Genomic DNA, 26,171 nt, shown 5'->3' with positions numbered 1-26,171 from the left:
CATATTGTGTTAGCGGTGCAGACTTTTATCTATATGGTGTATTTGTGGATAAGCGTGTGGATATTCTGGGTAAGGAGATATCATGAAACCAATCGTAATCAAGCGTGACGGCTCTAAAGCGTCGTTTAGCCGAGATCGTATTCAAGCGGCGGTAGAAAGCGCTGCTGATCAAGTCACCAGCGAGATTGCTATTTATGCACTCAATGTCGCGTTAGCGGTTGAATTACAACTTGAGGGTCAGCAGCAGGTTCATATTGCTGAGATTCAAACCTTGGTTGAAAATGAACTGATGCAAGGGCCGTATAAAGGTTTGGCTCGCTCCTACATTGAATATCGTCACGATCGCGATATTGCCCGTGAAAAGCAGAGTACGCTAACCAAAGAAATTGAAGGTCTGATTGAAGAAAGTAATGCCGATCTACTCAATGAGAATGCCAATAAAGACGGTAAAGTGATCCCAACTCAGCGAGACTTATTAGCGGGGATTGTTGCTAAACATTACGCCAAAACCCGAATTCTCCCCCGAGATATTGTACAAGCCCATGAGCAAGGCGATATCCACTATCACGACCTTGACTACGCGCCATTTTTCCCAATGTTTAACTGCATGCTGATTGATTTGCAGGGGATGCTTACTCATGGTTTCAAGATGGGTAATGCTGAGATTGATACACCGAAATCGATTTCTACCGCCACGGCAGTAACCGCGCAAATTATCGCCCAAGTCGCTAGCCATATTTACGGTGGCACCACAATCAACCGCATTGATGAAGTGCTTGCCCCTTACGTGACGGCAAGCTATCACAAACATTTGGCGATTGCCGAAGAGTGGCACATTGCTAATGCACAAGATTTTGCTATGTCTCGTACCGAGAAAGAGTGTTACGACGCCTTCCAATCGCTGGAATATGAAGTCAATACCTTGCACACGGCTAATGGGCAAACCCCTTTTGTCACGTTTGGTTTTGGCTTAGGTACGTCGTGGGAAGCGCGCTTAATTCAGCAATCGATCTTAAAAAATCGTATCGCTGGGCTTGGTAAAAATCGTAAAACCGCCGTATTCCCGAAATTAGTCTTTGCGATTAAACAAGGTTTGAACCATAAACCCGGTGACACCAACTACGATATTAAGCAGCTGGCTTTAGAGTGCGCGTCGAAGCGTATGTACCCCGATATTCTTAATTACGACAAAGTGGTTGAAGTTACCGGTTCATTTAAAACCCCGATGGGATGTCGAAGTTTCCTCAATACATATCAAGAGCAGGGTGAGCTTGTTCATGAAGGGCGTAATAACTTAGGTGTGGTGAGTTTAAACTTGCCGCGTATCGCACTAAAAGCCAAGGGGGATGTCGACCAGTTCTATTGCTTGTTAGATCAGCAGTTACTCTTGGCTCGTCGAGCATTAGAAACTCGCATTAGCCGTTTAGAAAATGTTAAAGCGCGGGTAGCTCCGATTCTTTATATGGAAGGGGCTTGTGGGGTTCGTTTGCAAGCCGATGATACGATTGCGCAAATTTTTAAAGATGGCCGAGCGTCTATTTCGTTGGGTTACATTGGCTTACATGAAACCATTAATGCGTTATTTGGCTTACAACAACATGTTTATGATAGTGCGGCTTTACGCGATCACGCCTTAAACATCATCAGTCGATTACGCGCAGCGGTGGATCAATGGAAAGAAGAAACCGGTTATGCATTTAGCTTATACGCTACGCCCAGTGAAAATTTGTGCAGCCGTTTCTGCCAAATTGATAGCAAAGAATTTGGGATTATTGCCGGAGTGACTGATAAGGGCTATTACACCAATAGTTTCCATTTAGATGTTGAGAAAAAGGTTAATCCATACGATAAAATTGACTTTGAAATGCCATACCCAGCGATATCCAGCGGTGGTTTTATCTGTTATGGCGAATTTCCTAATATGCAGCTCAATATTGAAGCATTGGAAAACGTCTGGGATTACAGTTATAGCCGAGTGCCATACTACGGCACCAATACGCCGATAGATGAGTGTTATGAGTGCGGATTTACCGGTGAATTTTCTTGTACCAGCAAAGGCTTTGTTTGTCCGAAATGTGGTAATCATGACTCTGCAAAAGTATCGGTTACGCGCCGAGTTTGTGGTTATCTCGGTAGTCCAGATGCAAGACCGTTTAACTTCGGCAAACAAGAAGAAGTCAAGCGACGAGTGAAGCACCTATGACGGCTTTTATCATCAGATCATCAGTGGTTGAGTTATGAATTATCATCAATATTATCCCGTTGATGTGGTGAACGGGCCGGGGACTCGCTGTACTTTGTTTGTCTCTGGCTGCGTACATCAATGTAAAGGCTGTTATAACCAAAGCACTTGGTCGTTAAACTCTGGTTTGCCTTTTACTACGCAGCTGGCCGATCAGATCATTGCTGATCTCAACGACCAGCGCATTATTAAGCGGGGTTTGTCACTGTCCGGTGGTGACCCTTTGCATCCGAGTAATGTCGTTACCATTTTAGCTTTGGTGCAACGAGTTAATCAGGAATGCCCGGGCAAAGATATTTGGTTATGGACGGGTTACCGTTTATCAGAATTGAACGCTCAACAACGTCAAGTGCTCGATCATATTGATGTATTAATTGATGGTAAGTTTGAGCAAGACAAAGCAGACCCCAGTTTACCGTGGCGGGGTAGCCATAATCAGGTGATACATAGTTGTAAAGTGTAAAAATTACTTTCGGTTTTATGGTTTCTGGTGTTTACTTGAAAGTCATTACTTGAATTTCAAAGGGTTGTGACTTTCATGCTTGCTCATTTACCAGAACCAATATTAGATCCTATTCTTTCTCTCTCCGTCGCTTTTCGCCAAGATCCCCGTCCTGAAAAGGTCGACTTAGGCATTGGCGTCTATAAAAACAGTCAAGGCCAAACGCCGATCATGCAGGCGGTGCAACTGGCTCAGCAAAAGGTGATCCAAACTCAAACCAGTAAATCCTACGTTGGGCTTGCCGGTTGTGAAGAGTTTAACCACAGTATCACGCAATTGGTCTTGGGTGATGGACACTCATTATCTGACCGTTTAACCACCATTCAGACTCCCGGAGCCAGTGGCGCATTGCGCATGTTGGGGGATTTGATGCGTGTCGCTCAGCCCGATACGACGGTGTGGTTAACCAATCCAAGCTATATTAACCATAAACCGGTGATGGAAGCGGCAGGATTAAAAGTAAAATACTATGCTTATTTTAGTCCGGAAACCAAAATGGTTGATCTTGCCGCCATGATGAGCGATCTGGCTCAGGCGGGACCGAAAGATGTGGTGTTACTGCATGGCTGTTGCCATAACCCAACGGGGGCGGATATCGATTTTACGGTCTGGCAGGCGATAACGGAATTATCACTCAAACAAGGTTTTACTCCATTTGTGGATATCGCTTACCAAGGCTTTGGTGAATCGTTACACGATGATGCACAAGGTGTACGTTATATGGCGCAGCGCGTAGAAGAAATGTTGATTACTACCTCGTGCTCGAAAAACTTTGGTTTGTATCGTGAACGGACAGGAGCGGCAATCGTATTAGGTAAAAACGCTCAGCAGGTCGCCAATGCACGAGGCAAAATGCTGACCCTAGCACGAGCCACTTACACTATGCCTCCAGATCACGGTGCGGCTTTGGTGAAAACCGTGTTACAAGATGAAAAGTTAACCAACCTTTGGCAGCAAGAATTGACAGAAATGCAGCAACGATTGTTAAGCCTTCGTCAAACCTTGTGTAATGAGTTGAGAAATCAACACAATACGTCACAATTCGGCTTTATCCAAAGCCACAAAGGGATGTTTACCATGCTCGGTTTTAGTCCGGAACAGATGGGGCGTTTACGCGATCAGTTCGCGATTTATGCGGTGGCTGATGGTCGAATTAATATCGCCGGTCTAACGGAGAAAGACATCCCTTATGTAGCAGAGGCGATCGTTAGCGTGTCATAACAGTAGTTGAATGAGGTAAATGAATGAAACAACCATGGAAAATCCTTCTAACGTTGCTGCTCAGTGGTGGTTTAGTCGCTTGTGCGATGGTACCTTCTTCTGAGCAAACTGAAACCTCAGCCCAAATTGAGCAACCCGAACCAGAAACGGAATCTGCAAAACCGGAAGTAGAACCAGAACCACCAGAGATTGTTGAGCCCGAGGTGCCTGCGGCGACCAAAACATCCGATGGTAAACTGATTTTTGGTGAAAAAGAGTGGGTTTATGTACCGGCAATAGAAGAGAGCTTTCGGGCTCGCATCGATACCGGAGCCACCACATCTTCGATTAGTGCAGTCGATGTTGAAGCTTTTGAACGGGATGGAGAAGATTGGGTCAAGTTTCGTATTGAACATGATGGAATAAAAAGTGGTGAGATCAATTTACCTGTTGAACGTTGGGTACGCATTCGTCAATCGTCCGATAACAGTTATCAGCGTCGTCCGGTGGTGATGATGTGGGTACAACTTGGAGAGATGAAAGATCATACTCAATTCACTTTAGCCAATCGAACCCATCTCACCTTTCCTATATTGTTAGGGCGGAGCTTTTTTAGGGATGTGGCGGTGGTTGATGTAAGTCGTGAATATGTCCAAGGTAAGCATCAATAACATCCACAGTGGTAGAAGTAATGAAACAAAAAAGTCAGCGTATCGCTGACTTTTTGCTTTTTTGAACAAGGAGCACAGAGCCTGATGGCTTGCACCATGGTTGAGAGGTTTAAGCTTGAACGGCTTGTGTACTTGCCGCTGCGCGTGATTTTAAAAACGCATAGCCTACACCGGTCACGATGGTACCAGCAGCGATCGCGACCAAATACATCAATACTGGGCGTGATGGCATTCGGGATCAACAAGACAAATAGTCCACCATGCGGTGCCATGAGTTGTGCACCAAACAGCATGGATAGTGCTCCGGTTAATGCTCCGCCCACCATACATGCCGGGATAACTCGCATGGGGTCTTTGGCTGCAAAAGGAATTGCCCCTTCAGAGATAAAACACAAGCCCAGTACAAATGAGGCTTTGCCTGCTTCACGTTCACTTGCGGCAAATTTATTTTTGGCTAAGAAAGTGGCAAGGCCCATCCCTAATGCAGGTACCATCCCTGCCGCCATGATCGCAGCCATGGGCGCATAGGTGTTTGACGCTAATAGACCAACACCAAAAGTATACGCCGCTTTGTTGACTGGGCCACCTAAGTCAAAGCACATCATCGCACCAAGAATAATGCCTAACAACACGGCATTGGTTGATCCCATGCTATTTAAAAACTCAGTCAGCGCCGACATGATCCCAGAAACAGGGCCCCCAACGATATAAATCATCACCAAGCCGGTGACTAAGCTGGCGATAAACGGAATGATTAAAATCGGCTTAAGCGCTTCCATTGACTGAGGCAATGATACGTTGTCAGCAATCCATTTTGCGCTATAACCGGCAATGAAACCGGCCGCTATGCCACCTAAAAAGCCAGCGCCCGTTGAGCTAGCGAGCATGCCACCAATCAGACCAGGTGCCAGACCAGGACGGTCGGCAATCGAAAAAGCAATATAACCAGCCAGTACGGGGATCATCAATGCAAAGGCGGATCCACCACCTATGGTCATCAAAGCGGCGGCAAGGGTGCCTTCTTCTTTAAAAGCTTCAATACCAAACACGAAAGAGAGGGCGATCAATAAGCCACCAGCAACGACCACCGGGAGCATATGTGAAACCCCAGTCATCAGGTGTTTATAGACGCCTTTTTTCTCGCCACTAGACGATGCACTACTTGATCCTGAGTGTTGGTAAGTGGTGGCTTGGACCAAGGCTTTATCCATCTCTTCAGCCGTTTTCTTCAGTGCTGGGCCAGTTTTGGTGCGATACAGCGCTTTACCATTAAAGCGCTCAAGAGGCACTTCAATATCGGCGGCAATAATCACTAAATCGGCCTCGGCAATATCTTGCTCAGTGAGTTGATTTTTGGCACCGACCGAGCCACGAGTTTCGACTTTGATTTGGTGGCCGCGGCGTTTGGCTTCTTCTTCCAGCGCTTCCGCTGCCATAAAGGTATGAGCAACACCGGTTGGACACGCGGTGATAGCGACGATCTTTTTCACCGCTGACGCGTTTGATCTACTGGGTGCAGTGGTGGTCACGGCTGAGGCGTTCAGTACTTTGGCTTGTTCTACTGCTGTGGTTAAGTACGTGCTCGGATCGCTGGTGCACGCTGAAATCTCACTTTGGTAGACTTTTTTACCGACAAAACGCGAGGTATCGACCGGCGTATTAGCAGCAATGATCACGACATCGGCTTGAGCAATGTTGGCCTCGGTTAAGGTTGTCGTGTCGAGTATCGAAGAGTGACACTCGACAGCGGCATTCCAGTTCAGTGATTTCGCAGCTTGTTCTAATAAACCGGCGGCGATAATGCTATTGGCAACCCCGCTGGGGCATGCGGTAATGATGGCAATATTCATAGTGTTGACCTTTTGTCGTTAATGGTTAGTTCATAGACTAATCAATGGTTTACCCTAGTAACTTAAGACGATGGCGGTTTTAACAGCTCGGTATATTGTTTCTACCCAGTTACCTAGCTGTCGTTGGTGACTGCTTTCGTCAAGTCGTGTGGTTATAATTGGATATCGTTTTGTAGAGCTGTGACTTTGTTGATGTCAGGAACGCCAACGCCCACCTGCGTTACCGCAAGAGCGGATAGCGCGGTTGCAAAGGTGATCAATGACGATTTATCCATATTTTGCATATGCCCCCAACACAAACCGGCCACTAAGGTATCGCCAGCACCGACCGTGCTCACGACCGGCATTTTGGGTGGTTTGGCGTGTAGCCATTGGCCTTGATTAAGCCACATCGTGCCTTGTGCCCCCATGGATACCACAATATTAGCGATACCTTTATCGGCGAGTTGTTGAGCGGCGGCTTGACACTCTTCAGGGCTATGCAGAGGGTGGCCAACAAACTGAGCCAGTTCTTCTTCATTGGGTTTAATTAACCATGGCTTTGCATCGACTCCGGCGATCAATGCCTCGCGGCTACTGTCAAACAACACTTTTTTACCCAGCAATCCCAACTGTTCAATCCATCTGGCGCAGCGCTGTGGGGAGAGACCGGATGGTAGACTGCCTGCAATGATGAAGTACTCGTGATCATCAGCGAGCTGGAACAGTCTCTGCTCGAATCGTTGAATATCTTGTTCATTAACATGAATACCAGGGAAATTGATGTCGCTGACTTGCCCGGATTGTTCGACTAGTTTGACATTAATCCGCGTTGCTCCAGGTAGACGAATAAACTGATCGTTTGCGCCTATTTCAGCAAAGAGTTGGCAAAACATTTCTTGGTTGTCTTGACCAAGAAATCCTGTCACCGTGACTTGAGCACCAAGATCGCTGAGCACTTTGGCTACATTGACCCCTTTACCCGCCGCATGTAATGAACCTTGTTGGACTAAGCTCACTGAACCAAGACGGAGCTTTTCCATGCTGCCAGTGAGATCAAGTGCTGGATTCAAGGTAATGGTAACGACTTTCATACTCATCATCGGCTCCTTAATGCTCACCAAGACCGGATTTAATCGCTGCGCCAATCGATTCAAGGGCAAGGGCGGCATCTGGCCCTTCAGCGCTAAATTGCAGTTGGTGGCCGTGTTTCACACCTAGGGCGATAACTTTCATTAAGCTTTTCGCGTTGGCCGCTTTACCATCACCATCTAAATTGACCACCTTGATGTTGGCTTGAAATTTCTTCGCTTCTGCGACGAGCATCGCTCCGGGGCGGGCATGCAAACCATGTGAATTGGTAATTTTAAAGATCGCGGTTTCAACATTAGCGTTGGTTTCTGGATGACTAGAAGCAACTTGGGCGTTGTCTTGAGAAAATAACGCGACCAATTGATGGGCATCCGCTTGTAATAATTGCTCTTGCTGTTGGTTGAATACAAGCTGGGTTATGATATTAAGAAACGAGCGATGGGCATCATTACAAGCGGCAATCGCGATCAAAGCTTTGACAGCAATGCCTTGGTACTCACAATGATTAGCGGTAGAAACAAATGACATCGCGCTGCGCGTCACACTTTGGTTACTGCTGACTAACCATAACCCTTTGCCTAAATGGGTAGGGGACTTGGTGACCAGATCGGCGACAAAAGCACTATCAGTACAGCCAGTATTTTTCAGTAAACCACCCGCCACCGCGGTCATTTGCAGCATGTCACTGGCAGGAAAGTGCAGTTGAATCAAAGCAGGATCAAAATCAGCGGCAAATTGCACTTCGCCATTGAGTAGTGCGACTAAATCACTCGCTTGTTGTACTTGTTTGAGCTGATTCTCAACGCCATCGGCAGAGAGCACCTTGGTCAGTTGCTTTAATATGCCTAAATGTTCATCGGATTTGGCTGCAATACCAATCGCGACATAGACGATATTACCCTCACCCCAATCAACGCCGTTGGCAAAATGATGCACGGTGACGCCAGTCTGCTTAACCAGTTCGCGAGTTTCAATCGTGCCATGGGGAATGGCGATACCGCTGCCTAAAAAAGTTGAATTTTGCGCTTCGCGGTTAAGCATACCTTGAACATAGCCTGACTCGACCAGTTGTTTTTCAGTAAGGTCTGCCGCGATAGCACGAATGGCATCTTGTTTGTTCGAGGGTGTCTGCGTTAATCGAATATCTTGCGTAGAGAGTTGCAACATGTTTGGCCCCTTAGCCAGAAATGGCTTGTGTTGATAATGCGAGTCGCTTTTTCTGACTATCCCCTTCCTACTTGAAGCTGCAGGGGGGGCTATGTTCGTTCACCCCAATCATAGAGCCTATCTATGCTCATGGGGACTCACTCACTTGCCGCCTACCTGCAACTCCAAGTTGTTTGGGTATAGAGTCGCATTATTGTGATTTATGATTAAGCTGAATCGTTTCAGCTTTAAGTTTAAAAAAATTTAGCAAACGCTATAGTTTATTAATCAGTCGCTTTCATTAGGTTTAGTCCAAAAAACTCGACTTAGCTACCAATTTAAACTTTTGCTGAATCCTTTCAGCTTTGATACTGAATCGATTCAGCTTATAATTCAACTCAATTAAGGATCAAAAAATTGTTTCTATGATCCCACGCACAGAACCCGAGTAGTGGATATGACACTAGATGAAATAGCCAAATTGGCAGGCGTCTCAAAAACAACGGCCAGCTATGTGATTAATGGCAAAGCGACCAAATATCGCATTAGCCAAAAAACTCAGCAAAAAGTGCTCGCGATTGTTGAGCAGTATGATTACCGCCCAGATTTAGCCGCATCTTCGTTAAGAGCGGGCAATAGTCGCTCGTTTGGCTTGATTATTCCCGATTTAGAAAACACCAGTTATGCCAAATTAGCCAAATTACTTGAACACAATTCACGTCAAGCGGGTTATCAAATATTAATTGGCTGCTCTGATGATGATGCAGAAATTGAGAAAAATGTTGCCCATGCTCTCGTCTCTCGGCGGATTGATGCCTTATTTGTGGCCAGTAGCTTGGCGGATGCCAGCGAATTTTATTGGCAGGTTCAACAAGCGGGCACGCCGGTGATTGCCATTGACCGACCTTTGGATGATGAACATTTTCCTTGCGTGGTCAGTGAGGATTTTAGTGCCGCCTTTGAACTCACCCAATCGGTATTGAGCGATGAGGTGAAGTACGTTGGTTTGATTGGCGCATTGCCTGAATTAAGTATCTCTCAAGAGCGGCAAATGGGCTTTGAATCGGCGTTGAAGCAGGCGAATAAGCAAATGGTTCTGGGTTATGGCGAGCACTTTAATCGCGAGGAAGGGCGGCGAGTGTTCGCACAGTGGTATGAGCAAGATAACATGCCCGATGCCGTGGTAGTGACGTCTTATACCTTATTAGAAGGGGTATTAGACGTATTATTAGAGCGTCCAGCACTGATGGATAAACTAAGGCTGGCGACCTTTGGTGATAATAGATTATTAGACTTTTTACCGATTAAAATTAATTCATTACCCCAGCAGTTTGAATTGATCGCCGATAGTGCGATGGCATTAGCGTTGAATGCGTCGGCAAAACGTTTTTCTAATGGTATTGAACTGATCCCGCGTCGGTTGAAAGTGCGCCGCTGATTGATGAAAGCAATGATCTTATGATGGCTTAAGGTTATCATAGGCTTAACATCACCTTTGCTTATAGGCTGGCAATGAAGTTTTTACACACTTCCGATTGGCATTTAGGCCGCCACTTTCACAATGTCTCTTTATTGGATGATCAACGGCAGGTCTTAAACCAACTTATCGATTATATCACTCTTCATCCGGTGGATGCGTTGTTGATCGCCGGTGATATTTATGACCGCTCAGTACCACCGACCGCCGCAATTGAGCTATTGGATGAAGTATTAACGCGCATTTGTCAGCAATTACATACTCCAGTGATCATGATTCCTGGCAATCATGATGGCGCGAAACGTTTAGGCTTTGCCGCCAAACATATGCAGTCGTCTGGCTTGCATATTATCAGTGACTTTACGCAAATGTTACAGCCTGTGGTGCTTAGTTCAGAGCAAGCCGGGGAAGTGGCTTTTTATGGTATGCCTTACAGCGATCCTGAGCAGGTTCGTGATGCGTTTAAAAATAAGGTCAGCACTCATGATCAGGCGCATCAATTTCTTTGTCAGCAGATCGTTGATACGTTCAATCCTGCCCAGCGTCATGTCTTGCTTAGTCACTGTTTTGTCGATGGCGCAAGTACTTCAGATTCAGAGCGACCGCTGTCGATTGGCGGCGCTGACTGTGTGAATCACCAGCACTTTTTACCCTTTGATTATGTTGCATTAGGGCATTTGCATCAGCCGCAATATAAAGGTCAAGATTATATTCGTTACAGTGGCTCACTGATGAAATACAGCTTCTCTGAGCAATATCATAAAAAAGGCATGACTTTAGTGGAATTGAATCAAGAGGGTTTTGTGTCGGCACAACCGATTCCGCTTACCGCCCCCCATGATATGCGTATTATCGAGGGAGAATTAGAGACCTTGTTGGCTCAAGGTCAGCAAGACCCTCATGCGGATGATTATCTACTGGTGCGTTTAATGGATAAGCATGCCATTTTAGATCCGATGGAAAAGCTGCGCAAAGTATACCCAAATGTGTTGCATTTAGAGAAACCGGGTATGTTGATGGATAGTGAGCAGCCAATGGGTCGAGCTCGTTTGGCGCGTGGTGAGCTGGATATGTTTCGCGATTTTTTTCTTGAAGCCAAGCAAGAGCCGTTAACGGAATTGCAAACGCAGGCGATTAGCCAAGTCATTCAGTCACTCAAAAATCAGGAGTCAAATTAAGTTATGCGTCCAATTACTTTGACTCTGCAAGCTTTTGGCCCGTTTGCGAGCCAGCAAGTAGTCGATTTCAGCGCTTTTGGTCATGCGCCGCTTTTTTTAATCAATGGTCCAACTGGGGCGGGGAAAAGCTCGCTGCTCGATGCAATATGTTATGCCTTGTATGGTGAAACCACGGGTAGCGAACGTACTGGCGATCAAATGCGCTGTGATTATGCGCCGGATTCTGTTCTGACGGAAATAGAGTTTGTGTTTGAGCTGCATCAGCGGCGGTTTAAGATCATTCGTAGCCCAGATCAGCAGGTGGCGAAACAGCGCGGTGAAGGTACCACTAAAAAATCCCATGCGGCCAGCTTAATTGAACTGATAGCTAATGAGGAAGAGAAGCTTCTGGCTCATAGCCCGAAGCGTGTTGCTGCCGCTGTGTTGGAATTAATTGGCCTAGATGTCAAGCAATTTCGCCAAGTGATGGTGATTCCGCAAGGTAAATTTCGTGAATTACTGGTGGCGAACTCAAAAGAGCGCGAACAAATCTTTGGTCAGCTATTTCAAACCCATATTTATACGCAAATTGAACGGGAATTGTTTGAGCGAGCGGCAGAGATTCGTCGCCAAAAAGAGCAATTTGATCAGCAAATAAAAGGGGCGTTGAATGTTGTTGCTATGGCCAGTGAAGAGGAATTGCAGCAAGCACTAACCAGTATTGAGCCAAGCTTAAAAAACAGCGAGCAAAGCCATCAACAAGCGCAGCAGAAGCTTGATGTTCTTAAGCAACAATGGCACGCGGGGCAAGAGTTACAAGCGAAATTTAGCCAGCAAGAGCAGTTGGCTTTAGAGCAAGCACAATTAACCGCGCAACAGGCTGAGCTCGATGAGTGGCAAGTAAGATTGCAACAAGACCAAAAAGCGGCGCGGCTCGACTTACCTTATCAACAATTATCTGATGTACGGCAGCAATTGACGCTGGCTGAACAAGCGCAAAAAACGCATCAACAAGCGGTGAGTCAAACACAGCAGCAAGTGACGGTGGCAACGGTAGCTTATCAGCAGGCAGAGCAAGCCGCACAGCAAATTGAGGCGCTCAGCCAACAGTTATATCAACTGGAAAGTATGGGTAAAAAATGGGTTGAGTTAGAGCAACAACGGCATCAGCAGACTAACGCGTTAGCGGCGTTGAAGGCGGCGCAGACTCAGCATCAGCAGTTGAAAAAGCACCTTACCGATTTAGAACAGCAGCGCCAAGATCAGCAGCAAGCATTAGAACGGGTGATTAGCCAACGAAGCGGTTTGGAAACCAAACAGCTACAGTGTAGCCAACTGAATGAGCATATTCAGCTACGTGTCAATCAGCAATCTTTAACCCAACAAATCAACCAGTTACAGCAAGCGTATCAACAAGCTGGGCAAGCTTATCAGCAGGCTCAGCAGCAAACGTTGCAGGCTAGCCAGCATGCCGATCAGTTGGAATTTTATTGGCACAGTAATCAAGCCGCAGAATTGGCACAGAAACTCGCACCAGGTAATCCATGTCCAGTCTGTGGTAGTGAGCATCATCCTCATATCGCACAATTTTCTGGTCAAATGGTGAGTAAAGATCAGGTTCAGCAAGCTCGTCAGGCTCAGCAACATCATCAAGCGAATGAAACCGAACAACTGAAACAATACCAAAAGGCTGAAAACAATCTTAGTCATTATCAGCAGCAGCTCAAGCAGTTCGAGGAGCAAATCGAGCACAAGGCATTGCCAGAATTAACCGCATTGCAACATCAACATCAAGCATTAACTGCTGAAATTGAGCGTCTAACGCTGTTAAATCCGCAAACCTTTGAGCAGCAACTGAGCCAAATCACCGCTGCACTGCAGCAAGCTCAGTTACAACTTGAGCAGCAACAACATAAAGTCGAGCAAGCCAGTAAAGCAGAGATTGAAGCACAAACCAAAGTCACCAGTTTACAAGCTGAAGTGGCTAGTGAGTTTACGGATGCCGCTCAAGTGCGTGAAGCCTATGGACGGGTGAAAAAACAGATCACCGCGTTGCAGCAAGCTGAATTACAAGCTCGAACCCAGTTAGCTGCGGCTCAACAGGCTTTATCTTCTGCTCAAGCAAGCTTAATCAGCGCCGAGCAGCAAGCGAAACATTGGTTGGACAGTGAGCAGCGTTTAGCCCAGGAATGGCAAGCGGCGCTTAACGACAGTGCTTTTTCCTCGCTAGAGGATTATCTGCAGGCCAAGTTAGCAGAAGAGACTCGCTTATCCATAGAGCAGAAAGTTCGCCAGTTTGAGCAGCGCCTTGCGACGCTACAAGGCCAGTGGGAAGCGTTGGCTAAGGAGTTGCATAACCAAACGCCGCCGAATCTCACCGAATTCAAGGCTGCGGTAGAACAGCAACAAGCCCATGTTACGCTTTGCTTGCAGCAGCTCAGTGAAGTTCGTTCACGTTACGACAGTTTACGCCAAGTGAGCGACAAGTTGGTTACGCTTTATCAGAACAATGTGCAACTTGAAAAAGAATATCAAATTTACGGCACATTAAGTGATATAGCCAATGGACGCACGGGCGCTAAAGTCAGTTTGCACCGCTTTGTGTTAGGGGTGCTGCTGGATGATGTCTTAATTCAGGCTTCACAACGTTTGCAAAGGATGAGTAAAGGACGCTATTGGTTAAAACGTAAAGAAGATCGCGCTAAAGGTAATGCGGGTTCAGGGCTCGATTTAATGGTCGAAGATGGCTATACCGGAAAATGGCGCGATGTGGCGACATTATCGGGCGGAGAATCTTTTATGGCGGCGTTAGCATTGGCATTAGGTTTATCCGATGTAGTGCAAGCCTACAGCGGTGGGATTCGCCTCGATACTCTGTTTATTGATGAAGGATTTGGTAGCTTAGATCCTGAATCGTTAGATTTGGCAATCCAAACCTTAGTTGATTTGCAGCAAGGGGGGCGGTGCATTGGTATTATTTCTCACGTTGCTGAGCTTAAAGAGCAAATTGCTTTACGGTTAGATATCGTGACCTCAACCCTCGGCAGTAGCATTAAACTTGTTGTATAGTTCAAAGATAGGATAGAGGATTGATCAATGGATCATAGGCAGCGATAACTCATATGGATGCGGTAAAAAAAATATACCAATACGCAGAACCAAACTTAACGTTAGTTGGATGGATGGGCTTCATCGGTTTTCCGATTTACTATTATGTATGGACTTACCTGTTTCCCCAAGGCTATGAATCGTTTTGGCTACGGGGATTTTGCTCGCTATTGTTTGCCGGAATTGCTTTTCGCCACTCATTTCCCAAAGCATTACAGCGCTATTTACCGTATTACTATCTGCTTTCAATAGGCTTTTGTTTACCTTTTTTCTTCTCTTTTATGATGTTGATGAACGATTGGTCGACAGTCTGGGCGATGTCTTTTATGGCATCGATTTTCTTGCATATTCTGCTAGTTCATGAAACTAAGGTGATGTTGCCACAAGCGATTATTTCCGTATTACTCGCTTACTTCTCGGTTTATGTTGTCGTTGATGCCGCCCCTAGTCAGATGATTTCTTGGACTTATGTACCTATTTTTATCTTTACTTATGTATTCGGTAATCTGTTCTACTTTCGCAATCAGGTATCACACGAGAGCAAAGCATCATTAGCAAAATCGTTTGGTGCAGGAATTGCACACGAAATGCGTAATCCACTCAGTGCGCTTAAGTCTTCTCTTGATGTGGTGCGTACTCTAGTTCCTTCCCCCCATTCAGGCCAAGCAACTCATATTATTAATCAACAAGATTTACAACAATTGCATGAAATATTAAATGATGCGGATGAGGTGATTCATTCTGGTAATGAAACCATAGATTTATTGTTAACGTCAATTGATCAGCATCGTGTCTCAACGTCGACCTTTCGAAAATTATCCGCTGCTATGGTGGTTGAAAATGCTATTCATTCTTTTGCCTACAAACGGGCCGTCGATCGAGCAGCCGTTTCATTAACCGTTAATCAAGATTTTGATTTTTTTGGTAGCGATACCTTACTTAAGTTTGCGTTGTACAATTTACTGAAAAATGCTTTTTATTATCAAAGTAGTGAAGTGTTTACGATTAACATCGAATTGAATCGAGTCGATGAGCAGAATGTGATTACTGTCAAAGATAATGGGATTGGTATTGAAGCAGAACAGCTCGAAGAAATTTTTAAGGACTTCTATACCTTTGGTAAACATAATAGTTATGGGTTAGGGCTGCCTTTTTGTCGAAAAGTTATGCATTCATTTGGCGGTGAAATTATTTGCCATTCCGTCTTCGGTGAATGGACCCAATTTACCCTTCAGTTTCCAGATGTTGAATCCGAACGTATCAAACAGATAAAACACGATCTACTAAAATCTAAATCGATTTTATTGATTGGTGAACCGAGTTTATTAAGTCGGCATCTGAATGAACAAGCTTTTTATTTAGGGTTTACTTTGCATATGCTCACTCTCAGTCAAGCGATGCAAAAAGAAGCGTATGAATTTGAATTTGATCTTATTTTTATTGATTTAGCTCCATTTGAAACACAGTGGGATAAATTGAGCTTACTGGAAGGTCAATTACATTTTACTGAAGCCAGAATTAGTTATATTTATGACCAATCTAAGCGTTATCCTATTAATATCTCTCGTTACTTAACAATTTATCCAATTGAAATACGTCATTTGTTAAAAGACAGTATTGGAACCATCGAGAAGCTATTATTTTCGATTGATGAGCTTGAGGTTGAAAGGGGAAATATACCACAACGAGAAGTCAATTATCAAAGAAGCATCTTATTAGTCGATGACAATGATTCTTTACGAACGTTTTCTGCTATATTATTAGAAAAGCAGGGTTATGATGTTTATCAAGCTCATGATGGTCAACAAGCTTTAGAGATATTAAAACAACATACTATGGATTTAATCTTAATGGATGTTGAAATGCCAGTTATTGATGGATTACAGGCGACGAATATCATCCGCAGTTCAATGGCCGAATACCGAAAAACGCCTATTATTGGCTATACAGGGGATAATAGCTCAGAAACGATAAATCGTCTCTACCGTGCTGGAATGAATGATTATATTGTTAAACCTGCTGATAAAGATAAATTATTAAATAAAGTGGCCGATTGGTTATAGGATACAAGGTTTCCCCCTGTATCCTATATCCTTCCTCCTTTAAGCTGCAGCGGTGTTGGCTGCATTCATTCACCCCAATCACATCGTCTGCCTATGCTCATGGGGATGAACTCACTTGCCGCCTGCCTGCAACTCCAAGTTGTTTGGGCATAATTCTCTTTCCTTGAATCGATCTTTAATTATTTAAAATAGAGTTGCTTATTGTGTATCGCAGACTCACAGACTGAGAGAATTTTTTGAATGTCAGAGTCTTTTAGTGAGCTGTTTAACGATAATCGAATAATGTTTTTATTTTTTGCCGTGGCAGGGCGACAAAAGACTGCGCCAAATACGCCATTATTCTCTAGAAAATCACGAACATTTTCGGTATTACGTTCATCGCCTGTTTCTAAAGCAATAATTTGCGATTGACTACGAATCGTAAAACCAAGTTCAAGTAAGCCATGACGTAACTGCTCACTGTGACGAAAAAGTTGTTTTCTTCTTTCATCCGCCGATTGGATTACCGATAACGTAGCACTGAGCGCTGCGACTTCATAAGGCAGAATTGTCGAGCTAAAGATCGCGGGATAACCGACAAAAGGTAAACAGCGATCAACATGGTTATTCGCCCAGATAGCGCCAGCTCGATAAGCAAAGCTTTTCGCTAAACTCACCGTCATAAAATCAACCTGTGATGATAAACCAAGTTCAGCGAGCAAACCGGCACCTTTAGGACCATGAGTTCCGAGTGAATGGGACTCATCAACTAAAATAGCGCAACCATACTGTTTAGCTATCGCAACTAAATCTGCTAATGGGGCGACAGTACCAATTGTACTATAGATAGAATCGACCACGATCAATCCGGGTCCATGACGTTTAATGAGCTTCACTAAATGATCACAGTGATTATGCATAAAAGGGTGCAGATGAGCATTGGCATAGCGAGCTCCCTCCCAAAGTGACATATGAGCAAAAAAGTCGATATAGACGTTGGTATCGGCTGAGCAGATCGTTTGTAATAGTGCGGTATTCGCATTCCAGCCAGACTGCGAAAGTAGACACGTATCAAATTGAGCAAATTGGGCAAGCTGTTGCTCAAGATCAGGTTTGTCAGCCTCATCTTGTAAAAAGATCGCCGACATAAACACACTATCGGTACTATCATCGATGGCTTGTTTTAAGTGAGCCTTAATGAGCGGATGATGAGATAAACTAAGGTAATCATTACTCTGTAAAATAATATCATTAGTGCTCGGACGCTTGCCTAGAACCAAATGTTTGCCATTATTATTACTATCAATAAGGTCGTTAATAAATAAATCTAATCGTTGTTGAATAAATTCAGGTAGTTGTTTTTTTGAGGTGCCATATTTCATGGTTAATATCCTTTGTTGAAAGTAAGCGCCAGCTGACAAAGGATATATTGTCGTATAAAAAATAATGTCATTAATGAAATATTATTATTTTGCTCGTGTTAGCAAACTCAATTATAGTGCCTTTATTATGTGTTGTTGATCCGTAGGCTCAGAGAGTCTAATTAATGTGTAATAAATATAATAGCTCAAATTATTGCTTACTATTTATATACCCAAACCACTTGGAGTTGCAGGAAGGCAGCAAGTGAGTGAGTCCCCATGAGCATAGACAGGCTATGTGATTGAGGTGAACGAACCTAGCCAACACCGCTGCAGCTTCAAGTAGAAAGGGGGGTAGCTGCTGTAGGTTTGTCTACGTCCGTATACCAAATGATAGTGAGAGATATCCTCGCTCTCACCAACTATCAATCTACGGTGGTGAGCATTTACACCAGACAAATTTATCACTGGCGCTGCACATTGCTAAAAATCAAAGTAGTTTCGATATACAGTCAAATCAGCAATAAAAAATACCGCCGAAAAGGGATATCTTCAGCGGTATATCAAGCATAGTAATTTAATGTTATTGGTCTCGAATAAAAGTGACTCGCTTTAGGCCAACTGAATTAAACGTTTAATTAATCGATCAATGCCGAGTGCTGCTTGTGATAGATTTTCGGCCAACATATAAGCTGGAGTCGAGAGAACGTTATGACGTTGATCGTAAACATAATCATCAACGGGACAATTCACGTGTTCTCCGCCCATTTGATTAAATGCATTGGCCGTTTGTTGGTCATGGCCAATGGTGCCTTCTACTCCGGTTGGATAAATAAGCGGGATGAGTGCAGGAGAGATGCATAAATAACCGGCGGGTTTACCACTTTGAGCAAAGGCATGGCAGACCTTAGCGACTTGCTCATTGAGCGTGCAGTTGGCTCCTTTGGTTGCAAAATCGCTGAGGTTTTTGGCGACGCCGAATCCACCTGGGACCAGTAATGCATCAAAATCTTGAACATTGAGCTCCGCAATGTCTTGTACTTTACCACGAGTCAATCTTGCTGATTCAACCAGTACGTTCCGATTTTCAGACATGATCTCACCAGTGAGATGGTTAACTACTTGCGTTTGCTCAACATTCGGTGCAAAACAGGCCCATTGCGCACCTTGTTTTTCAATCGCATAAAGGGCAAGTACCGACTCATGAATTTCAGCGCCATCGAAAACCCCGCATCCACTTAATATCACAGCAATCTTTTTCATCACTCTGCTCCTTAATCAGTTAACGGATCTAATATGAGATTAACATCTTATTAAAAACAATCTACACTTGCTCAGCAAATTTGAGGAGTAAATGATGAAGTACGATTGGATTTTGTTTGATGCGGATGAAACCTTATTCCATTTTGATTCTTTTAAAGGAATGCAGTTGATGTTCTCCCGTAAAGGCGTGGATTTCACTGAGCAAGATTTTATGGAATATCAAGAGGTTAATAAGCCTTTATGGGTGGACTACCAAAATGGTGATATTACGGCAGAACAGCTAAAGCACACGCGATTCGAACTCTGGGCAACAAAATTGGATACCACGCCGGCTGAATTAAATAGCGCATTTTTGACCGCGATGGCTGACATCTGTACTTTGTTACCAGGGGCCCGAGAATTATTGGAGGCATTACGTGGTAAAGCAAAGCTTGGCATCATCACGAATGGATTTACCGAGCTACAAGATGTTCGATTAACCAAAACCGGCATGAAGCACTATTTCGAGCATATCGTGATTTCAGAACAGATTGGTATAGCTAAACCAGATGCAGGTATTTTTGCCTATGCCATGGAAATGATGGGCCACCCAGCTAAGGAAAAAGTATTAATGGTGGGGGATAATCCACACTCTGATATTTTAGGTGGATTGAACTTTGGACTTGAGACATGCTGGTTGAATACTCATCAACATCCAAAACCAAGTGGTATCGACGCGCACTATGAAGTGGCTTCATTACACGAATTAAAAACGATTTTGCTGGCTTAATTGGGGTAGGTAAAACCTGATGCAAAGTTAGCCTTTGCATCAGGTCAAAGCGTTTAGCGGTTATATTCGCCGTTGCGCTCAGGTTGATCGATAATATCGATGATTTCGATGGTCCGCTCAACGCCATTTGGCATTGGCCAAGTCAGTTGTTGGCCTTTAGAAAGTCCAAGTAGTGCGCTACCAACGGGAGCGAAGATAGAAATATCATCATTACCCTTCACATCATGAGGGTACACCAAGGTTTTTTGCATCACATCGTCGCTGCCTTGAAACTTAAATTTCACGGTAGAGTTCATAGTGACGACATCCGCAGGGATCTCTTCCGGGTTTAAAACAGTGGCTCTGTCGAGTTCATTTTCTAGACGTTCTAATTCTTTAGACAACTTAGGTAGTTTGTCCATCAGTGCGCTAATTCGATCCATATCCAGAGTGGACACGATAATCGCGTTATTATTGTTTGGCATTTTATTTTCTCCAAAAAGAAATACCGCCCTGAACGTATCAGGGCGGCATAGAAACTGATTTAATGGTACCGCTTGGCACCTATTGTGTTATAGAACATAAACCGAATGGAGAGAAAATACAATCTATATGCCCATAGTTTTACATTTTTGCGCTACTATCGACATGTCAGGTATGGTTAGACTCTACATTTAGCGCGGTCGATATGCATATCAGCACTATCATTTCAATCAAGGACTATCGTGCAGTATTTAGCGATTAAAGACATTATCATCGAACAGATAAGTTCTGGTCAGTTATCCGCCAGACAAAAACTGCCTTCGGAACGTAAGCTGGCTGAATCATTCTCAACCACAAGGGTAACGTTGCGTGAGGCACTCTCTTTACTTGAAGCCGAGGGGCGGATTTATCGAGAAGATCGCCGTGGTTGGTTTATTTCTCCTTCGCCACTGCGTTATGACCCAACGCAAAATCTAACGTTTGAACAATTGGCAAAAACTCAGCAACGTTTTCCAACGGTTCAATTGCTCACGGCTAAAAGTAGTTTAGCCAATCCGCAGGCCAGTCGTTTATTGCAGCTCAAGCCTTTTTCAGAAGTGTATCATCTTGAGCGTGTCCGTTGCTTAGAGCAGAGACCTGTTGCTTTTGTGACCAATTATCTAAGCCCAGAGCGTTTTCCGAATTTACTGACTTTAGAGTTAAGCCAATCACTGACCTTGCTTTATCAGCAACACTTTTTTACCGAGTGTGCAACGATACGCTATCGTATTACCAGTCGATCTCTGTTGGGGGAGATGGCACAAGCGTTGCGTACAACGCAAGGAACGCCAGCGATGGTTATTGAGCGAGTGAGGTATGATGCACAAGGTGGATTAATCGATACGGAGATAAGTTATTGGCGTCACGATGCCATTGTGATTGAATCTTTGTTGACGATGCAGGAACCATGCTACGACGATTAAAAATGATAAAACGCGACGGGATATAAGTAGAGTATCAAGCCGCGTTTTAATTAAGCCTAAACCAATGATAGGCAGAAGTCAGTTAGCCTCAACTATTGGCTTCTGCGTCTTCTCGTTTTAGCACTTTATGCCCATCTTCCGTCACGCCATTTTTCCAATAGCTGCTGATGTATATATGATCGCGTTCCACTTGCTTGTCATTGCGAAAATATTGACGAAGTTCACGCATTGATTCAAATTCACAAGCACACCAAACGGTGCAAAGTCCCGCCAACCAAGGTTGAGCTTTTACCGTCTGAGTTAATGTCTCCCCCTGATCAGTATGAGCCCAGATGATTTTTACTCCTGGTGGAGCAACTAAAGGTTGTTGATCGTCAGGATGAGAAATTTCAATTACGGCATAGCCTTGAGTTTTTGGGTCTAAGCTCGTTAGTGTTGTTGCTAGAGCAGGAAGTGCTGTCATATCAGCAGCTAGACAGACCCAGTCGGCTGCCCAATTCGGGCCCTGGCTTTTACCTGGTCCGGCGATGAATACTTCATCTCCCACTTTTGCGTTTTCTGCCCAGCGAGCGGCAAAGCCACAGGATAGATCCTCGGTAATATGTCGGACGAAATCGACCGTCATTTGATTGCTATGAGGGTTGAATTCACGAATCGTATAAGTGCGTAAAATCGGTCGCTCGGTTGGGGTTAAACGCGAGAGATCAGGATCACCTTGTGGGGTAAAAACCAATTTAAAGTAGCCGCCAACACTTTGTTCACCAAAATGGGCAATCGTGTCGCCTTGTAGCGTAATACGTTGAATGTTCGGAGAAAGACGCTTGGTCTCGGTGACTGTAACCCGATAGAAGTCACGTTGTTTTTCTTGAGTTGCCATATTTATTCATCAAAGTAGGGAATCATTTTCTCTATTACCTTAGCGGTAAATGAATCATTCGGCAATGATAATCGTTGTCGTTTCTATCTATTCAGAAAAACACAGAGCGAGTCTCACGCCGCGTTAAGGATCATGATAAAATCGGTCATTAAGAAATAATAAGGTAGTTTATGAAACATTTACACACCGCGACGCATCCCGAGGTGACTGAACTCAGTCAACACACTATTGTCCAACGCCAAGCTGCACGAGCGATCGTTACCGATGGCGATGATATTTTGCTGCTCTATACTGAGCGTTATCATGATTACACCTTACCTGGTGGGGGCATTGATGAGCATGAAGATATTATTCAAGGCTTAGTCCGTGAGCTCGAAGAGGAGACGGGTGCTAACAATATTCACCATATTCAACCTTATGGTATTTATGAAGAATTTCGTCCTTGGTATCGAGATGATGCGGATGTGATGCATATGATCTCCTACTGTTATACTTGTAAAGCTGATCGTCAGTTAGGTGATACTCGTTTTGAAGATTATGAAATAAAAAATGGCATGCGGCCGATGTGGGTGAATATCCATCAAGCGATTGCTCATAATGAGCAGACAATTGCCAGCAGTGATAAAAAAGGCATGAGCATTGAAAGAGAAACCTTTTTATTACGTTTAATTGCTAAAGAAATGGCGATGAAACCCTAAAATAAGTCATGATACCGCCTAATCGACAGTCTTGTTGGCTAAGATAGGTATGACAAGCCCTGTTTCTGGTCTTGTCTGTGAGTGTATTCGGTATACACTAGCGCGAAATATTGAATGAGAAATGATCATGAGTCAGAGTGTTGACGACCAGCAAGAAGTAGAAATTGAAGCGATTGGCGTAGAAGTCGATAATCAGCCGATTGAATTATACAAAGTACTCAAATTAGCGAATGCAGTGAGCGGTGGTGGAGAAGCGAAGCATGTCATCGCTGAAGGTTACGTTGCGGTGAATGGCGAACTAGAAGCGCGCAAACGTCGTAAATTGTACGATGGTGATTTGATTGAGTTCAATCAAGAATATTATCTGGTGATCTGTGATGCGCCAGTGACGGAAACGATTGAACGTCCATTAAGTGCAGAAAAAGCGCCAACTAAGAAAAAAGCTACGCCTTCGGCACCTAAAGCTAAAAATACGCAATCTAAGCTCACTCAGAGCTCAAACCGTCAAACTGACCAAAAGAAAGCAAAAAATAAGATTAAGAATAAGACAAGCAAAAAAAGTGTCGATACATCAGTCGTTGATGATCAACTTGATAACGAAAGTGGACGCAGTCGAATCCGCTTTTTTTAGTGTGATATAGCAAGGGAGCCAATGACTCCCTTACGTTATTTATCGCCAATCATCGTCAATAAACGTTCTTCCTTCGAGTGCATAAGGGTCTTCATCGAAAGGATGCTCCATTTTGCCTCGAAGTTGCTCTAACTGTTTTTCAAGGTGGTTGACCGTTTGGAAATCACCTTCTGAACACGCAACATAAATTTGTTGCTCTAAAGCATCAATGTTATCTCTAATGTTCATCTCACACCTCCGGTTGTTTACGTGAGTTGGGAGTTACTGGCTATTCATGGTTAGTATATACCCTGTTTTGGGAATGTGCAGAGATGGCAACATTCATTATCTGAGGTATAAGTAAAAATGAAAGGCACTGTTATTGATTTCAATCAGTTCGACCGCACTGGGCTTATTTCCGGTGAGGACGGTAATCGATATCCACTGACAATATACGAGTGGAAAGGCGAACAAGGACCAAAAATTGGTCTTACTGTTGATTTTTTTGTTCAGGATGGTCAAGCCACAGCGATTTATCCATTACCGAGTAGTAAATCATCGAAGAAAATTGTGGCCGCTTTACTGGCGTTTTTCTTCGGCTCGCTAGGGGTACATAAGTTTTACTTAGGGTATATCAAACAGGGGTTGATCATGTTGTTTGCCTTTCTGTTAGGCTTTTTGTTACTTGGTATCCCTTCAGCGATCATTGGGATTATCGCTTTTGTTGAGTTTCTTATTTATGTGACGAGGTCCGATGAAGAGTTCGAGCAGACCTATATTCTGAGTCGTAAACCTTGGTTTTAGAGTGTCCGAGTATATAAAAACGCGCTGCCTTTTTAGAGCAGCGCGTTTTTTTAGGGGAAAATGTTGAGCCACAAGATTAAGCGGTTTTCAACTCTAATACTTCGGGGCGAGTAATGGGTTTGGTTACTAAAGCCAGCAAAATACACAGTGCCATCATCGCGGCTGAGATACTGTAAGCCAGCTGATAACCGCCACCATGGGTCATCGAGTAGCCGACCACGGCTGCGCCAATTGCGCCACCAATACCCCATGAGGTATAAAGAACGCCATAGTTGGTGCCGTAATTTTTCAAGCCATAAAATTCAGCAGTGATCGATGGGAAGACAGCAAGTAACGTACCGTAACCGACAGCGGCGATGGCAGTACCGATGATCAGTGTCCATTCAGAGTCAAATTGAGCAAACAACATCATATTGGCTCCTTGCAGTAAAAAGGCGATCAGTAGAGTTTTTACGCCGCCGATTTTGTCGGACAATACACCTGCAGCAATGCGCCCACCTGAGTTGAAAATCGCTAAAATAGAGGCAAGATAAACGGCATTAGGTAAGCTTGCTTGTACGCTGGCGATATTGGTTATATTACCAATAATCATTAAGCCGACCGATGCGGCTAAGGCATACATGACCCATAAGGCGTAAAACTGTGGAGTACTTAGCATGGCTCGCCATGTCATATCATTATTGATAGAAACTTTTTTCGCTTGCTGACCAGCTTTTAATGTTGGTTCAGCGGGCACATAATCACTTGGCGGATTATTGATGGTGCATGCTAACGGTACTGCAATGACCAGTACACCAATACCCAGTAAAATAAAGCTAGTTTGAATACCATAATGAGTGATCAGTGCTGAGGTTAAAGGAGCAAGATAAATAGCGGCTAAGCCAAATCCAGCAGCAATTAATCCATTAACCATCCCTTTCTTTGAAGGATGAAACCACTTCATGGCCGATGGTGATAGACAAGCATAACCAAAGCCAATGCCGGCACCAGTGATGATCCCAAAAGTGATATTGAGCATAGCAACCGATGAAACAAATCCGGAGGCAATCATGCCTAATCCGGTTAACGAGGTACCAAGAATAAGAATATTACGGGGTCCCATCTTATCTTGTAAGACACCAGCGATCAGCAATGAAACCGAGAAAGCGATAGTGGCAAGTGCGTAAGGGGACGAAGCATCGGCTGCACTCCAGCCAAAATCATTGACGAGCGCTTTATTAAATACGCTCCAAGCATATAGGATGCCAAGACAAAGGTTGATACAAAAACCAGCTAGAAGAATACGTAGCGCTTTATCAATCTTGCTCATTAGTTGGGATACTCAAAGGTCAGTTCAGGAAAATGCCAACGGCATTAGTTAAAAATTAGTTTGCAATTATCAACACAAATCACAAAGCGCGCGGATTATAACCAATATCGGTGTGATTGGAATCACTTTTCACATTCGATTGATGAAAATAATTGATAGTGGTTTAGTAGAAGCATGAACTATTTCTGTGGATGATGGAATAGGGCTGATTAGGCGAACAAAATTGACATTTCGGGAGAAAAAATGCCTCTCATTTGACCTGACAAGATTAAAACTTAACCCATTGAAATCAATTTGTTTATTTTACAAGCAAACAAACTGAAATTCTAAAAAAAGGCTTTTCTTTTCTTATAACTGTGGCAATATACACCCCGTAAGCAAGCCAGACCAAACAAAGCGTGCGTCGTATAATGGCTATTACCTCAGCCTTCCAAGCTGATGATGCGGGTTCGATTCCCGCCGCACGCTCCAAGCTTACTAAAATTCGTCAGAAGTCATCAAATAAAGCGCTTAGATGCGCTATTTTTTTATCTTTATGTTTAATAAATGTTTTTCCTCTCATAACCGTTTACCATTTGCAAGAAAGCCTC

General features: G+C 44.1%; 21 protein-coding genes, 1 tRNA gene and 1 pseudogene. 14 read left to right on the top strand and 9 right to left on the bottom strand.

Annotated elements, in window-relative coordinates:
- The first annotated feature begins 82 nt into the window (after nt 1–82).
- From nrdD to VIB_RS12475, 4 genes are all read left to right on the top strand, one after another.
- Nucleotides 83–2,203 (top strand): anaerobic ribonucleoside-triphosphate reductase, encoded by a 2,121-nt coding sequence (gene nrdD / locus VIB_RS12490; RefSeq protein WP_004396531.1) that lies wholly within the window; start codon nt 83–85, stop codon nt 2,201–2,203.
- 34 nt (nt 2,204–2,237) lie between these two features.
- The gene (gene nrdG, locus VIB_RS12485; RefSeq protein ID WP_040905056.1) at nt 2,238–2,705 is read left to right on the top strand and encodes an anaerobic ribonucleoside-triphosphate reductase-activating protein; all 468 of its coding nucleotides are present in this window, start codon (nt 2,238–2,240) and stop codon (nt 2,703–2,705) included.
- A 75-nt stretch (nt 2,706–2,780) separates the two neighbouring features.
- Nucleotides 2,781–3,965 (top strand): amino acid aminotransferase, encoded by a 1,185-nt coding sequence (locus VIB_RS12480; RefSeq protein ID WP_004396530.1) that lies wholly within the window; start codon nt 2,781–2,783, stop codon nt 3,963–3,965.
- 23 nt (nt 3,966–3,988) lie between these two features.
- Complete coding sequence (locus VIB_RS12475) at nt 3,989–4,615, top strand: ATP-dependent zinc protease family protein (RefSeq protein WP_004396528.1); 627 nt, start codon at nt 3,989–3,991, stop codon at nt 4,613–4,615.
- 109 nt (nt 4,616–4,724) lie between these two features.
- Here VIB_RS12475 and fruA read toward each other — a convergent pair.
- From fruA to fruB, 3 genes and pseudogenes are all read right to left on the bottom strand, one after another.
- A pseudogene (gene fruA / locus VIB_RS12470) lies at nt 4,725–6,465 on the bottom strand (PTS fructose transporter subunit IIBC).
- A gap of 152 nt (nt 6,466–6,617) precedes the next feature.
- The gene (pfkB, locus tag VIB_RS12465) at nt 6,618–7,544 is read right to left on the bottom strand and encodes a 1-phosphofructokinase (protein WP_004396518.1); all 927 of its coding nucleotides are present in this window, start codon (nt 7,542–7,544) and stop codon (nt 6,618–6,620) included.
- A gap of 10 nt (nt 7,545–7,554) precedes the next feature.
- Nucleotides 7,555–8,703 carry a fused PTS fructose transporter subunit IIA/HPr protein gene (fruB, locus tag VIB_RS12460; RefSeq protein ID WP_004396515.1) on the bottom strand — a complete coding sequence of 383 codons (1,149 nt, stop codon included), beginning with the start codon at nt 8,701–8,703 and terminating at the stop codon, nt 7,555–7,557.
- A gap of 436 nt (nt 8,704–9,139) precedes the next feature.
- Here fruB and cra point away from each other — a divergent pair, with 436 nt between their 5' ends.
- The 4 genes from cra to VIB_RS12440 all read left to right on the top strand — a co-directional run bounded on the left by cra (nt 9,140) and on the right by VIB_RS12440 (nt 16,487).
- Nucleotides 9,140–10,120 (top strand): catabolite repressor/activator, encoded by a 981-nt coding sequence (gene cra, locus VIB_RS12455; RefSeq protein ID WP_004396512.1) that lies wholly within the window; start codon nt 9,140–9,142, stop codon nt 10,118–10,120.
- Between the two features lie 74 nt (nt 10,121–10,194).
- Nucleotides 10,195–11,337, top strand: a complete 1,143-nt coding sequence (locus VIB_RS12450) for an exonuclease SbcCD subunit D (protein WP_004396509.1) — start codon at nt 10,195–10,197, stop codon at nt 11,335–11,337.
- A gap of 3 nt (nt 11,338–11,340) precedes the next feature.
- Entirely contained in the window at nt 11,341–14,385 is a 3,045-nt protein-coding gene (locus VIB_RS12445; RefSeq protein WP_004396507.1) for an AAA family ATPase, read from the top strand.
- A 53-nt stretch (nt 14,386–14,438) separates the two neighbouring features.
- Nucleotides 14,439–16,487: an ATP-binding response regulator gene (locus tag VIB_RS12440; protein WP_004396505.1), complete on the top strand. Its 2,049-nt coding sequence runs from the start codon at nt 14,439–14,441 to the stop codon at nt 16,485–16,487.
- Nucleotides 16,488–16,666: 179 nt separating this feature from the next.
- Here the strand turns inward: VIB_RS12440 and cqsA are convergent, their stop codons facing one another.
- Together cqsA and elbB are read right to left on the bottom strand one after the other, a co-directional pair.
- Nucleotides 16,667–17,848 carry an alpha-hydroxyketone-type quorum-sensing autoinducer synthase gene (gene cqsA, locus VIB_RS12435; RefSeq protein ID WP_004396503.1) on the bottom strand — a complete coding sequence of 394 codons (1,182 nt, stop codon included), beginning with the start codon at nt 17,846–17,848 and terminating at the stop codon, nt 16,667–16,669.
- A 591-nt stretch (nt 17,849–18,439) separates the two neighbouring features.
- Nucleotides 18,440–19,090, bottom strand: a complete 651-nt coding sequence (gene elbB / locus VIB_RS12430) for an isoprenoid biosynthesis glyoxalase ElbB (RefSeq protein ID WP_004396501.1) — start codon at nt 19,088–19,090, stop codon at nt 18,440–18,442.
- Between the two features lie 94 nt (nt 19,091–19,184).
- Between elbB and yjjG the strand changes: the two genes are divergently transcribed.
- The gene (gene yjjG / locus VIB_RS12425) at nt 19,185–19,859 is read left to right on the top strand and encodes a pyrimidine 5'-nucleotidase (protein WP_004396500.1); all 675 of its coding nucleotides are present in this window, start codon (nt 19,185–19,187) and stop codon (nt 19,857–19,859) included.
- Nucleotides 19,860–19,912: 53 nt separating this feature from the next.
- Here the strand turns inward: yjjG and rnk are convergent, their stop codons facing one another.
- Nucleotides 19,913–20,323 (bottom strand): nucleoside diphosphate kinase regulator, encoded by a 411-nt coding sequence (gene rnk / locus VIB_RS12420; protein WP_004396497.1) that lies wholly within the window; start codon nt 20,321–20,323, stop codon nt 19,913–19,915.
- A gap of 240 nt (nt 20,324–20,563) precedes the next feature.
- Between rnk and phnR the strand changes: the two genes are divergently transcribed.
- Nucleotides 20,564–21,283, top strand: a complete 720-nt coding sequence (phnR, locus tag VIB_RS12415) for a phosphonate utilization transcriptional regulator PhnR (RefSeq protein WP_004396495.1) — start codon at nt 20,564–20,566, stop codon at nt 21,281–21,283.
- 88 nt (nt 21,284–21,371) lie between these two features.
- On the opposite strand, the gene VIB_RS12410 is transcribed toward phnR, so the two are convergent.
- On the bottom strand, nt 21,372–22,160 hold the full coding sequence (locus VIB_RS12410) for a siderophore-interacting protein (protein WP_004396493.1): 789 nt from the start codon (nt 22,158–22,160) through the stop codon (nt 21,372–21,374).
- Nucleotides 22,161–22,330: 170 nt separating this feature from the next.
- On the opposite strand from VIB_RS12410, the gene VIB_RS12405 reads away from it, so the two are divergent.
- Both VIB_RS12405 and VIB_RS12400 read left to right on the top strand, forming a co-directional pair.
- Complete coding sequence (locus tag VIB_RS12405) at nt 22,331–22,858, top strand: NUDIX hydrolase (RefSeq protein WP_004396491.1); 528 nt, start codon at nt 22,331–22,333, stop codon at nt 22,856–22,858.
- A gap of 127 nt (nt 22,859–22,985) precedes the next feature.
- On the top strand, nt 22,986–23,489 hold the full coding sequence (locus VIB_RS12400) for an RNA-binding S4 domain-containing protein (RefSeq protein WP_004396489.1): 504 nt from the start codon (nt 22,986–22,988) through the stop codon (nt 23,487–23,489).
- 39 nt (nt 23,490–23,528) lie between these two features.
- Here VIB_RS12400 and VIB_RS12395 read toward each other — a convergent pair whose 3' ends face one another.
- Nucleotides 23,529–23,717 (bottom strand): hypothetical protein, encoded by a 189-nt coding sequence (locus VIB_RS12395; RefSeq protein WP_004396488.1) that lies wholly within the window; start codon nt 23,715–23,717, stop codon nt 23,529–23,531.
- A 117-nt stretch (nt 23,718–23,834) separates the two neighbouring features.
- Here VIB_RS12395 and VIB_RS12390 point away from each other — a divergent pair, with 117 nt between their 5' ends.
- Nucleotides 23,835–24,272: a TM2 domain-containing protein gene (locus VIB_RS12390; protein WP_040905052.1), complete on the top strand. Its 438-nt coding sequence runs from the start codon at nt 23,835–23,837 to the stop codon at nt 24,270–24,272.
- 76 nt (nt 24,273–24,348) lie between these two features.
- Here the strand turns inward: VIB_RS12390 and VIB_RS12385 are convergent, their stop codons facing one another.
- On the bottom strand, nt 24,349–25,581 hold the full coding sequence (locus VIB_RS12385; RefSeq protein WP_004396486.1) for an L-lactate MFS transporter: 1,233 nt from the start codon (nt 25,579–25,581) through the stop codon (nt 24,349–24,351).
- A gap of 396 nt (nt 25,582–25,977) precedes the next feature.
- On the opposite strand from VIB_RS12385, the gene VIB_RS12380 reads away from it, so the two are divergent.
- Nucleotides 25,978–26,052 (top strand) — tRNA-Gly (locus tag VIB_RS12380).
- Nucleotides 26,053–26,171: the final 119 nt, after the last annotated feature.

Origin of the sequence: Vibrio metschnikovii CIP 69.14, from assembly GCF_000176155.1 — a bacterium.
Classification (GTDB): domain Bacteria; phylum Pseudomonadota; class Gammaproteobacteria; order Enterobacterales; family Vibrionaceae; genus Vibrio; species Vibrio metschnikovii.
Note: the sequence above shows the minus strand (reverse complement) of the source record. Positions and strands in the feature narration are given on the sequence as shown.